This window comes from Nonomuraea monospora, from assembly GCF_039531895.1.
GTDB lineage: Bacteria > Actinomycetota > Actinomycetes > Streptosporangiales > Streptosporangiaceae > Nonomuraea > Nonomuraea monospora.
In genome coordinates this window covers 1-11,093 of record NZ_BAAAQX010000047.1, presented here as the reverse complement: position 1 = coordinate 11,093, position 11,093 = coordinate 1, and the positions used below count along the sequence as shown (strand labels likewise).

11 protein-coding genes are annotated in these 11,093 nt (G+C 68.4%); 10 read left to right on the top strand and 1 reads right to left on the bottom strand.

Annotation, left to right across the window (positions count from 1 at the left end; translation table 11 throughout):
* Window positions 1-281: 281 nt before the first annotated feature.
* From ABD331_RS52140 to ABD331_RS52120, 5 genes are all read left to right on the top strand, one after another.
* A complete protein-coding gene (locus ABD331_RS52140; protein WP_344493499.1) occupies window positions 282-1,082 on the top strand; it encodes an SCO4651 family lipoprotein in 801 nt (266 codons plus the stop codon).
* 237 nt (window positions 1,083-1,319) lie between these two features.
* Window positions 1,320-1,844: a 50S ribosomal protein L10 gene (rplJ, locus tag ABD331_RS52135; RefSeq protein WP_148442004.1), complete on the top strand. Its 525-nt coding sequence runs from the start codon at window positions 1,320-1,322 to the stop codon at window positions 1,842-1,844.
* Window positions 1,845-1,916: 72 nt separating this feature from the next.
* Window positions 1,917-2,309 (top strand): 50S ribosomal protein L7/L12, encoded by a 393-nt coding sequence (rplL, locus tag ABD331_RS52130; RefSeq protein WP_344493495.1) that lies wholly within the window; start codon window positions 1,917-1,919, stop codon window positions 2,307-2,309.
* 161 nt (window positions 2,310-2,470) lie between these two features.
* A complete protein-coding gene (locus ABD331_RS52125) occupies window positions 2,471-4,504 on the top strand; it encodes an ArnT family glycosyltransferase (RefSeq protein ID WP_344493493.1) in 2,034 nt (677 codons plus the stop codon).
* Window positions 4,505-4,524: 20 nt separating this feature from the next.
* Window positions 4,525-4,959 (top strand): RDD family protein, encoded by a 435-nt coding sequence (locus ABD331_RS52120; protein ID WP_344493491.1) that lies wholly within the window; start codon window positions 4,525-4,527, stop codon window positions 4,957-4,959.
* Here the strand turns inward: ABD331_RS52120 and ABD331_RS52115 are convergent, their stop codons facing one another.
* Window positions 4,960-5,349, bottom strand: coding sequence for a nuclear transport factor 2 family protein (locus ABD331_RS52115; RefSeq protein ID WP_344493489.1), 390 nt, complete (start codon window positions 5,347-5,349; stop codon window positions 4,960-4,962).
* Window positions 5,350-5,436: 87 nt separating this feature from the next.
* On the opposite strand from ABD331_RS52115, the gene ABD331_RS52110 reads away from it, so the two are divergent.
* From ABD331_RS52110 to rpoB, 5 genes are all read left to right on the top strand, one after another.
* Window positions 5,437-5,991, top strand: a complete 555-nt coding sequence (locus ABD331_RS52110; RefSeq protein WP_148441999.1) for a TetR/AcrR family transcriptional regulator — start codon at window positions 5,437-5,439, stop codon at window positions 5,989-5,991.
* Between the two features lie 101 nt (window positions 5,992-6,092).
* Window positions 6,093-7,094 (top strand): ABC transporter ATP-binding protein, encoded by a 1,002-nt coding sequence (locus ABD331_RS52105; RefSeq protein WP_344493713.1) that lies wholly within the window; start codon window positions 6,093-6,095, stop codon window positions 7,092-7,094.
* A 328-nt stretch (window positions 7,095-7,422) separates the two neighbouring features.
* On the top strand, window positions 7,423-7,923 hold the full coding sequence (locus ABD331_RS52100; protein ID WP_344493486.1) for a hypothetical protein: 501 nt from the start codon (window positions 7,423-7,425) through the stop codon (window positions 7,921-7,923).
* Window positions 7,920-8,417 (top strand): hypothetical protein, encoded by a 498-nt coding sequence (locus ABD331_RS52095; RefSeq protein WP_344493484.1) that lies wholly within the window; start codon window positions 7,920-7,922, stop codon window positions 8,415-8,417. Before ABD331_RS52100 ends, ABD331_RS52095 begins: the two co-directional genes overlap by 4 nt.
* 446 nt (window positions 8,418-8,863) lie before the next feature.
* Window positions 8,864-11,093: DNA-directed RNA polymerase subunit beta (rpoB, locus tag ABD331_RS52090; RefSeq protein WP_344493482.1), on the top strand; the 2,230-nt coding region annotated here is incomplete at its 3' end.

Genomic DNA, 11,093 nt, shown 5'->3' with positions numbered 1-11,093 from the left:
GGCTTGTGTGGCCCGCTGCGTAGGCGGCCACCCGCGTGCGCGGCCTGCCGCCCGCTCGGTACGCGAGGCCTGCTGCCCTGTGCGGCCTGCGGAGGACCAGGGGACGGGCCGTGGGCGCGTGCGCAGGAGGCTGGTGGCGGGCGTGCCGGGCAGGGGGTTGTGGAGGAATCGTGCAGAGCCTGTGAGGGAGAACCCTTAGTTTTCCCCGATTTGTGCGGGGAAGGCGCCATGACCCGGAAACTTAAACGTAAGGTCAAGACATGCTGAAGCGCACGATAAGTATGACCGCGGCAGGAGCCGCGCTCGTGGTTGCGGCGGTCGCCGGTTGTGGATCGAACGCCCAGCCCATCCAGGTCAACCTGGCCGCCTCCGAGGTTCTCGCGCAGGCGGCGCAGAAGACCGCCGAGGTCACCAGCTACACGGTCGACGCCGTGGTGAACGTCTCGCACCCGCAGCAGGGCGCCGGCAAGGTGCAGGGCCGCATGCTCTACCAGAGCAAGCCGCAGGTCGCCGCCGACCTGACCCTGGACGCCGTCGACGTGGGCGGACGCAACGTCCCCGGCGGGGTGCGGGCGGTGCTGCAGGGCGAGACCGTCTACGTGAAGGTGCAGGCGCTCAACGACTTCCTCGGCAACACCAAGCCGTGGATCAAGGTCTCGCTGAACGAGACGGGCCACGCCGGTGAGGTCAACCAGTACCTCGCCCAGATCCAGCAGTTCGACCTGGGCAACATGACGAAGCTGGTCACGGCGTCGCAGGACGTCAAGTCGGTCGGCACCGAGAGCGTCAACGGCGAGGACACCACGCACTACAGCGGCACCTTCCCCGTGGAGGTGGCCGTGCAGCAGTTGCCCGCCGCCGAGCAGGAGCAGGCCCGGCAGAACCTGGCCGAGCTGAAGGACGTCAAGTTCGACATGTGGGTGGCGGCCGACGGGCTGCCGCGTAAGATCGGGCTGAACGGCGCCAAGGACGGCGCGACGCTCGACGCGACCCTGTTCTTCAAGGGCTTCAACGAGGCCGTCACCATCCAGACGCCGCCCGCCGACCAGGTCGGTGAGCTGCCCAAGGGCACGACCAACTGAGAACGATTTGGAAACTCGGCGGCCAGCACGTACTCTGGTCGTTGCCGAAGACCGCCGGTCGTCGTCGGGTGCTCTGAGCCTGACGACCGAAGGTTCCACGTCATGTGGGCGACCTGCGCAGGTGTGATGCGAGTTTCCCACATGGTTGATTCATGTGCGTGAGCCCCGTGCGCCCCTGCGCCGGGGCTGTTCTCATTTCTGCGGGCCTTCTCCGGCGGCACATCTGGAAGGAGGCCCATGGCGAGGGCGGATAAGGCGACAGCGGTTGCCGAGCTCAAGAGCGAGTTCGAAGGCAGCCAGGCCGCCGTTCTGACCGAGTACCGCGGTCTCACCGTCGCTCAGCTCAAGGAGCTGCGCGTCTCTCTCGGTGGGAATGCGAAGTTCGCCGTGGCGAAGAACACCCTGACCAAGATCGCGGCCAACGAGGCCGGTCTGACGGGCCTCGACGGCCTGCTCGCCGGTCCGACCGCGATCGCCTTCGTCAACGGTGACGTTGTCGAGGCGGCCAAGGGTCTGCGTGACTTCGCCAAGGCCAATCCCCTTCTGGTGATCAAGGGCGGCGTCCTCGACGGCAAGACGCTCGACGCTTCCGAGATCACCAAGCTCGCCGACCTCGAGTCCCGCGAGGTTCTCCTCGCGAAGCTCGCCGGTGCCCTGAAGGCCAAGCAGAGCGCCGCGGCCGCGATGTTCGCCGCTCTGCCCACGCAGATGGCCCAGCTTGCTGAGGCCCTGCGCGCCAAGCGCGACGAGGCTGGCGAGTAACACCGGGGGTTGCCGCACGTACCGCGGTCCCGTTCCTAGTTTTCTGCAAGTCCTAAACGTAAGGAAACAATCATGGCGAAGCTCAGCACCGACGAGCTGCTCGACGCGTTCAAGGAGATGACCCTCCTCGAGCTGTCCGAGTTCGTGAAGACCTTCGAGGAGACCTTCGACGTCAAGGCCGCCGCGCCCGTCGCGGTCGCCGCCGCCCCCGCCGCCGGTGGCGGTGGCGAGGCCGCCGCCGTCGAGGAGCAGGACGAGTTCGACGTCATCCTCGAGGCCGCCGGCGACAAGAAGATCCAGGTCATCAAGGAGATCCGCGCCCTGACGTCCCTGGGCCTCAAGGAGGCCAAGGACCTGGTCGACGGCGCTCCGAAGCCGGTCTTCGACGGCAAGGTCAACAAGGAGCAGGCGGAGAAGGCCAAGGCTGCCCTCGAGGGCGCCGGCGCCACCGTGACCGTGAAGTAACTTCCCCTTCACTTCACGCAGGAAGCTCTTCGGAAAGAGGCGGATACACCCTGGTGCCGGGTGTGCCCGCCTCTTTTCGCGTTCCAGGGCCCCGCGCGGGTTCAGAAACTTCTCATGTACGTCTCATCGCCCGGCCAACCGGCCTGCCTAGCGTTCCTGGTGTGGTTACCGAAGCGAAGTCTCGTTGGGCGCTGGCCGTGCTGCTCGTCGGCACCGGTGTGCTCTACATCTGGGGTCTGGGGGCCTCAGGGTGGGCCAATTCCTTCTACTCGGCGGCGGTCCAGGCCGGCAGCCAGAGCTGGAAGGCGTTCTTCTTCGGGGCTTCCGACGCCGCCAACGCGATCACCGTGGACAAGACGCCGGCCTCACTGTGGCCGATGGTGCTCAGCGTGCGCCTGTTCGGGCTGAACTCGTGGGCGATCCTCGTGCCGCAGGCGCTGATGGGGGTCGGCTCGGTGGCGATGGTGTACGCCTCGGTGCGCAGGGTGTTGTCGGCCAGGGCGGGGCTGCTGGCCGGGGCCGCGATGGCGCTCACTCCGGTGGCCGTGCTGATGTTCCGCTTCAACAACCCCGACGCGCTGCTGGTCCTGCTGCTGACCGTGGCCGCGTACTGCGTGATCAGGGCGCAGGAGCGCGGCGCGACGCGGTGGCTGGTGCTGGCGGGGGTGGCGATCGGGTTCGCGTTCCTGGCCAAGATGTTGCAGGCGTTCCTGGTGCTGCCGGGGTTCGCGCTGGTCTATCTGCTGACGGCGCCGGTGGGGCTCTGGCGGCGGGTACGGCAGTTGCTGCTGGCCGGTGCGGCCATGGTGGTCTCGGCCGGGTGGTGGCTGCTGGCCGTGGCGCTGGTGCCCGCGGCCGACCGGCCCTACATCGGGGGCTCGCAGAACAACAGCGTCCTTGAGCTGGCGCTCGGCTACAACGGCATCGGCCGGCTGAACGGCGAGAACTACGGCGGGCTCGGCAACCTCAACCAGCAGGCCGGCTGGCTGCGGCTGTTCGACACGGAGGCGGGCGGCCAGATCTCCTGGCTGCTGCCCGCGGCGCTGGTGCTGCTGGTCGCGGCCACGTGGCTGACGCGCCGCGCGCCCCGCGTCGATCCGGTACGGGCCGCGCTGTGGGTCTGGGGGAGCTGGCTGGTCGTCACCGGGCTGATCTTCAGCCTGATGCAGGGCATCTTCCACGCCTACTACACCGTGGCCCTGGCGCCGGCCATCGCGGCGGTGGTCGGCATGGGGGCGGCGGTGCTCTGGGAGCGCGGCGCGCACCGGGCGCTGGCCCTGGTCACGGCGGGGACGGCCGGGTGGTCGTACGTGCTGCTGTCGCGCAGCTCCGACTGGAACCCGTGGCTGGGCGTGGTCGTGCTGGTGGCGGGGCTCGGGGCGGCGCTGGCGATGTTGTTCGGCCGCCGGGCGCTGGCCGTGGTCGTGGTCGCGCTGGTGGCGTGCCTGGCCGGGCCGGCGGCGTACGCGGTGGACACGGCCGCGTCGGCGCACACGGGCGCCATTCCGACTGCTGGGCCCTCCACCGGTGGGGGTTTTGGGAGGCCATCCGGTGGAGGGTTCCAGCGACCAGGGGGCGGGCAGCCTCGCCAGTGGCAGGGCGGCGGGCAGCCCGGCCAGGGCGGAAGTGACGGCGGCTCCCAGAACCCCGGCGGCACGGGCCGCGGCGGCGGCACGGACGGCAGCACAGGGGGCACAGGCGGCAGCACAGGCGGCAGCACAGGCGGGGGCACAGGCGGGGGCACAGGCGGGGGCACAGGCGGGGGCACAGGCGGTACGGGTGGCGGCATGCGTGGGGGCATGGGCGGCGGGATGCGGGGTGGCATGGGCGGGTTGCTCGGCGCCGCCGCCCCGAGCGCCGAGCTGACCGCGCTGCTGAAGTCCGGCGCCTCCGCCTACACGTGGGCGGCGGCGACGGTCGGGTCCAACAACGCGGCCGGGTACCAGCTCGCGACGGAGCTGCCGGTGATGGCGGTCGGCGGGTTCAACGGCACGGACCCGGCGCCGACGCTGGAGCAGTTCAAGCGGTACGTCGCCGACAAGAAGATCCACTACTTCGTCGGCACCGGCATGGGCGGCGCCGGACGCAGCTCGGGCGGCAGCGACGACGCGGCCCAGATCGCGGCGTGGGTGCAGGAGACGTTCACCGCGACCACGGTCGGCGGCACGACGGTGTTCGACCTCACGAAATCCTGAAATATCGACAAAATGGGGGAGTGACCGACACCACCCCCCATGTCGACCGCCGGGTGATCGCGCCCCGGTTCACCCGCTTCGGCGCCTGGCTCCTCGACATCCTGGTGTGCGCGATGCTCGTCTCAGGCGTCCAGCGGGTGTTCCCCTTCTTCTGGGACGAACCGGCGAACCTGGTCCCCGCCTTCGCCTACCTCTGCGCCGCGCACGCCTGCTTCGGGCGGACGCTGGGAAAGTGGGTGGTCGGGCTCAAGGTGGTCGGACGGGGAACGGACCGGCCGCCCTCGCCGTGGGCCGCGGCCCTCCGCTCCCTCTGGGTGTTCCTGCCGCTGATCCCGGTGGTCGGCCAGTTCCTCGCCGTGGCTGACTGGCTGTGGTCGTTCTTCGACGAGGAAAAGCGCTGCCTGCACGACCGGCTGGCGGGCACGCTCGTCGTTAACGCGCGGGTCAAGGACTGATCAGCCCGCCGCCTGTACCTGGGCGATGGCGCTGGTGTCCATGTAGTCCTTGGTGTGCACGATCCGCCCGTCCCTGATCCGCAGCACGAGCAGGCCCGGCACGGTGAGCCGGTGGCCGCCGGCCGCGCCGTGCACGGTCTGCTCCACCACCACGACCTCCGGGTCCTCGGTGCGGTGCAGCGCGACCCGGCGTACCTCCTCGACCTCGAACGGCGTCGCGCCCCACGTGGCGCGGTAGTTCTCGCGCACCGCCTCCCTGCCCTCGTACGGCGCCAGCCCGCCGAAGGGGAACTCGTGCAGCCCGTCCTCGGCGTACAGGTCGGCCAGTTCGTCGGCCGACTTGTGCAGCATGGCCGCGTGGAAGCCGGTGACGATCTCTTCGATCGACATGATGATCCCTCATTTCGCTCAACGGCTGTTGACTCAACGAGCGTAGAGCGAAATGGAGCGGACGGTCAACGGCTGTAGAGTCAGGGGATGGGCGTTCCGAGGGCCGAGAGGCGGCGCAGGACCGAGGCGAGGATCCTCGACGCGGCCAGGGCGCTCTTCGCCGAGCTGGGCTACGAACGCGCCACGATCAGGGCCGTCGCCAAGCGCGCCGAGGTCGACCCGGCCCTCGTGATGCAGTACTTCGGCAGCAAGCAGGAGCTGTTCCAGCAGTCCGTCCGCATGACGCCGCCCGCCGGCGGCGAGCTGGGCCCCGAGGGGGCGGTCGAGCACGTGCTGGGCTCGCTGACCATGAAGCTGGGCGAGCTGCCGCAGGGCTCGCTGGCCATGATGCGCTCCATGCTCACCCACCCCGAGGCCGCCGCGTCGGCGCGGCAGGTGCTCGGCAAGCAGATCGACCGCCTGGCCGAGGCGCTGCCCGGCGAGGACGCGCGGCTGCGGGCGGCGCTGATGACGCTGGTCATGCTGGGCATCACCGTGGGCCATCAGCTCCTGGAGATCGACGAGCTGCGCGGGGTGCCGCAGGAGGAGCTGGCCCGGCTGCTGCGGCCGAGCCTGCGCGCCCTTACTGGACAGGAAGTCTGATAACTGCCCGGTAACAAGCTGAGAGATCGGGTTCCCATTCGCCCGGACGCCGTTACGGTGATGACATCCTCTCAATGCCTTCTGTGATCGGGCAGGTGACCGTGGGCGTGGAAGTCATGGTCGACGGGTTGACCAAGTCGTTCGGCCGGCAGGTCATCTGGGAGGACGTCTCGCTCACGCTCCCGGCGGGCGAGATCTCGGTGCTGCTGGGCCCCTCGGGCACCGGCAAGTCGGTCTTCCTCAAGACCATGGTCGGCCTGCTGCGGCCCGACCGGGGGCACATCTGGATCGACGGCTTCGACCTGGCCAACTGCGCCGAGGCCAAGCTGTACGAGCTGCGCCGCCTGTTCGGCGTCCTGTTCCAGGACGGCGCTCTGTTCGGCTCGCTCAACCTCTACGACAACATCGCCTTCCCGCTGCGCGAGCACACCAGGAAGAGCGAGGCCCAGGTCCGCCAGATCGTCATGGAGAAGGTGGAGCTGGTCGGCCTGCTCGGCGCGGAGACCAAGCTCCCGGGCGAGATCTCCGGCGGGATGCGCAAGCGGGCGGGGCTGGCCAGGGCGCTGGTCCTGGACCCGGAGATCATCCTGTTCGACGAGCCCGACTCGGGTCTCGACCCGGTGCGCACCGCGATACTCAACCAGCTCATCGTGGACATCAACGCCGAGATCGAGGCGACGTTCCTGATCGTGACGCACGACATCAACACCGCCCGCACGGTGCCGGACAACATCGGGCTGATGTTCCGGCGGGAGCTGGTGATGTTCGGCTCGCGGGAGATGCTGCTGTCGAGCGACGAGCCGGTGGTGCGGCAATTCCTCAACGCCAGGAAGCACGGCCCGATCGGCATGTCGGAGGAGAAGGACCTGTCGGAGCTGGAGGCCGAGGCGCAGATGGGCCACGACCCCGGGCCGTTGCCGCCGATCCCGCCGCAGCTCATGCCGTCCGGCAACAAGATCCGCCGCACCCAGCGGCCGCCCGGCACGTGGCTGGCGGCCAACGGGGTGATCCCGCCGCAGGGGTCGTTCGTGGACGAGCGCGGGCGGAACTGGCTGGACGAGTACCCGCGGCTGATCAACGCCCACCTGCACGGGATCGCATAACGGCGAGGTGGCGGAACTCTAACCGGCGGGTAAGGTCGCGGGCCGGCGCTCGCGAGGCCGCCGCACAGGCGCAGAAGGCCGTCCCGAGGCTCATCGCAAGCATGAGGCCGTGCCCGGCGCTCTGCGGGCCTCTCAGGGCCATCTGAAGGCATTTGTGGGAGATCTTTCGGCTCTGACCGATTCACTCCCTGACGTGTCCCGAGCGCCCCTATATGACCCGATCCGCCACCGCGCCACCTGCCCAACCGCCTGCGTCGGTTGGCGGGCTGCGGAAGCGGATGTCGCGTTATGATCCGGCAGCGACCGGCGGGGAGAGGGGTGAGCAGACGTGGCAGGGCTTGCTGTCCGGCCCGCTCGCATCCTGCTGGCGGCGCTGAGCGGGGTGCTGGCGGTGCTCGTCGGCACCGGCGTGTGGATCGCGGCCCAGGCGCGCGACGAGCAGGGCAGGGCAGGCGACAAGCAGGCAGTGCTCCTGGCCGCGGGCACGCACGCCAAGAACCTCATGTCCCTCGACTACAAGAGCGCCGACGCCGACGTGCGGCGGATCATCGGCTCCTCCACCGGAGCCGCCAGGGCGGAGTACGAGGCCAACGCGACCAAGTTGCGGACCACCACGGTCGAGAACAAGGTCGTCCAGCACGGCGTGCTGCGCGCGACCGGCCTGGTCACGATGACCGCCACCACGGCCAGGGTGCTGGTCGTGGGCGACGTGGAGATCCGCTGGGACGGCTCCGACAGCCCGCCGCAGGAGCGCTTCTACCGCTGGCAGATGGACCTGACCAAGATCGGCAGGACCTGGCTGGCGGCGAAGGTGGTGCAGGTCCGGTGAGGGTCTTCATGATCGCGGTGCTCGGCGTCCTGGTGGTCGCGGGCGGGGTGCTGGTGCCGACGATGTGGTTCGACCTGCGCGAGCTGCGCGACAGCGACGCGGCGGGTCAGGAGGCCGTGGTCGCGGCCAGGAAGGTCGCGCCCGACCTGCTCTCCTACGACTACCGGACGGTGGAGGAGGATCTGGCCAGGGCCGGCACGTTCACCACGGGCGAGCTGGCCGGGCATTACAAGGAGCTGGCGAAGACCCTGGTGCCCAAGGCGAAGGAGGAGAAGATCGTCCAGAACGTGGCAGTGGCGGGCGCCGGTGTGGAACGGGCAGAGCCCGACCGGGTAGAAGTTCTGCTCTTCGTGAACACTGGTACGGTCAAGGAGATCCCCGGTAAAGAAGGGGTCCAGCAAGAGTTCACCCAGAACCGCGCCAGGTTCGTCATGGTGCGGCAAGACTCCCGCTGGCTCGTGGCCGGCCTGTCCACCCTCTTGGGGACGGCCTGAGGCTCCAGGTGATCGCTGGCGCGTCGCTTCCTTCAATTGTTACCAAAAATCAGGTTTAGCGAAGCCTTTGATAGGGGTACCCCAGTCACTGCAACACCGGTTGTCGGCATGGGTTCGACCCCCGGTGTGACGGAGCGTTAACCGCCCCCGTTCGCGGGTATCGTCTTGGGCCTGGCGGTAGGCGATCAGTCACACAGGGGAGAAAACCCAGCGTCGGGGCCCTGAGTCGGCTAAAAGTCGGGCTCGCGGGCTTGACGTTTCCGCCTGAACGGGCGATGCTGCGACCAACGTGGAGCATGCAGCGAGGGTGAAGTGGACAGGCGTGTGCCGTTCGGCTACACTGCCCCTTTGCGCTGCCCTTTGACGACCCGCGATGCTTGCTCACGTTGCGAGGTTGTCTGGCGTGCGTGTAGTCAGTCCGCCGCGAGCCCTCGGAAGGACATCTGTTGGCAGCCTCGCGCAACGCCTCCGCCGTACCCGCTGGTCCCCGTCGCGTCTCTTTCGCGCGTATCCAGGAGCCTCTCGAAGTTCCTGACCTTCTCGCTCTGCAGACCGAGTCTTTCGACTGGCTGCTCGGAAACGAGAAGTGGAAGGCCCGGGTCGAGGCGGCTCGCCAGGCCGGGCGTCGGGACGTCCCGACTCAGTCGGGCCTCGAAGAGATCTTCGAAGAGATCAGTCCGATCGAGGACTTCTCGGGGACCATGTCCCTGTCGTTCCGCGACCACCGGTTCGAGCCGCCGAAGTACTCCGTAGATGAGTGCAAAGAGAAGGACATGACCTTCTCCGCCCCGATGTTCGTGACGGCGGAGTTCATCAATAACACCACCGGTGAAATCAAGAGCCAGACGGTGTTCATGGGCGACTTCCCGCTCATGACGCCGAAGGGCACCTTCATCATCAACGGCACCGAGCGTGTCGTGGTCTCCCAGCTCGTCCGTTCGCCGGGCGTCTACTTCGAACGCAACGTCGACAAGACGTCCGACAAGGACCTCTACGGCTGCAAGGTCATCCCGTCGAGGGGTGCCTGGCTGGAGTTCGAGATCGACAAGCGCGACAGCGTCGGTGTGCGCATCGACCGCAAGCGCAAGCAGGCCGTCACCGTGCTTCTCAAGGCACTGGGGTGGACCAGCGACCAGATCCTCGAGCGCTTCGGCCAGTACGAGTCGATGCGGGCGACCCTGGAGAAGGACCACACCGCCGGTCAGGACGACGCCCTGCTCGACATCTACCGCAAGCTGCGGCCGGGTGAGCCGCCGACCAAGGAGTCGGCGCAGACCCTGCTGGAGAACCTCTATTTCAACCCCAAGCGGTACGACCTCGCCAAGGTGGGTCGCTACAAGATCAACAAGAAGCTGGGGGTCGACTCGGAGATCACCCAGGGCACCCTCACCGAAGAGGACATCGTCGCCACCATCGAGTACATCGTCCGCCTGCACGCGGGCGAGGAGTCGATGCCGGGCGCCGAGGGCCGTGAGGTCATCGTCGAGGTCGACGACATCGACCACTTCGGCAACCGCCGCCTGCGCAGCGTCGGCGAGCTCATCCAGAACCAGGTCCGCCTGGGCCTGGCCCGCATGGAGCGCGTCGTGCGCGAGCGCATGACCACGCAGGACGTCGAGGCCATCACGCCGCAGACCCTGATCAACATCCGCCCGGTCGTGGCGTCGATCAAGGAGTTCTTCGGCACCTCGCAGCTCTCGCAGTTCATGGACCAGACCAACCCCCTGGCCGGCCTGACGCACAAGCGGCGTCTGTCCGCCCTGGGCCCCGGTGGTCTGTCCCGTGAGCGGGCCGGCTTCGAGGTCCGCGACGTGCACCCGTCCCACTACGGCCGGATGTGCCCGATCGAGACGCCTGAAGGCCCCAACATCGGTCTGATCGGCTCGCTGGCCTCCTACGGCCGGATCAACGCCTTCGGCTTCGTCGAGACGCCGTACCGCAAGGTCGTCGACGGCAAGGTGACCGAGCAGATCGACTACCTGACCGCCGACGAGGAAGACCGCTACGTCAAGGCGCAGGCCAACACGGTGCTCAACGCCGACGGCTCGTTCGCCGAGGCGCGCGTCCTGGTCCGCACCAAGGGCGGCGAGACCGAGCTCATGCGGGCCGAGGAGGTCGACTACATCGACGTGTCGCCGCGCCAGATGGTGTCGGTCGCCACCGCGATGATCCCCTTCCTGGAGCACGACGACGCCAACCGCGCGCTCATGGGCTCCAACATGCAGAGGCAGTCCGTGCCGCTGCTGAAGAGCGAGGCGCCGCTGGTCGGCACCGGCATGGAGTACCGTGCCGCGACCGACGCGGGCGACGTCATCAGCGCCGAGAAGGCCGGCGTGGTGGAGGAGGTCTCCGCCGACTACGTCACGGTCATGAACGACGACGGCACGCGTACGACGTACCGGGTCGCCAAGTTCAAGCGCTCCAACCAGGGCACCAGCTTCAACCAGAAGCCGATCGTGGCCGAGGGCGACCGCGTCGAGGTCAACCAGGTCATCGCCGACGGTCCCTGCACGGACCAGGGCGAGATGGCGCTGGGCAAGAACCTCCTGGTGGCGTTCATGCCGTGGGAGGGTCACAACTACGAAGACGCGATCATCCTTTCTCAGCGGCTGGTGCAGGACGACGTCCTGTCCTCGATCCACATCGAGGAGCACGAGGTCGACGCCCGCGACACCA